1 protein-coding gene is annotated in these 533 nt (G+C 57.0%); it reads left to right on the top strand.

Translation table 11 applies throughout. The annotated features are described in order from the left end of the window. On the top strand, nucleotides 1–533 hold a 533-nt coding region (locus BEB54_RS28225; RefSeq protein ID WP_236943104.1), incomplete at both ends, for a pyridoxal-dependent decarboxylase.

Raw genomic sequence — 533 nt, 5'->3', positions numbered from 1 at the left:
CCGAAACGCATGATTGAAGCCTGCGACGAAAACACCATCGGCGTGGTGCCGACTTTCGGCGTGACCTACACCGGTAACTATGAGTTCCCGCAACCGCTGCACGATGCGCTGGATAAATTCCAGGCCGACACCGGTATCGACATCGACATGCACATCGACGCCGCCAGCGGTGGCTTCCTGGCACCGTTCGTCGCCCCGGATATCGTCTGGGACTTCCGCCTGCCGCGTGTGAAATCGATCAGTGCTTCAGGCCATAAATTCGGTCTGGCTCCGCTGGGCTGCGGCTGGGTTATCTGGCGTGATGAAGAAGCGCTGCCGCAGGAACTGGTGTTCAACGTTGACTATCTCGGTGGTCAGATTGGGACTTTCGCCATCAACTTCTCCCGCCCGGCGGGTCAGGTGATTGCACAGTATTATGAATTCCTGCGCCTCGGTCGTGAAGGCTATACCAAAGTACAGAACGCTTCCTACCAGGTTGCCGCTTATCTGGCGGATGAAATCGCCAAACTGGGGCCGTATGAGTTCATCTGTAC

The organism is Escherichia sp. MOD1-EC6021 (assembly GCF_002965245.1).
Lineage (GTDB): Bacteria > Pseudomonadota > Gammaproteobacteria > Enterobacterales > Enterobacteriaceae > Escherichia > Escherichia coli_F.
This window is presented reverse-complemented; position numbering and strand designations above follow the sequence as displayed.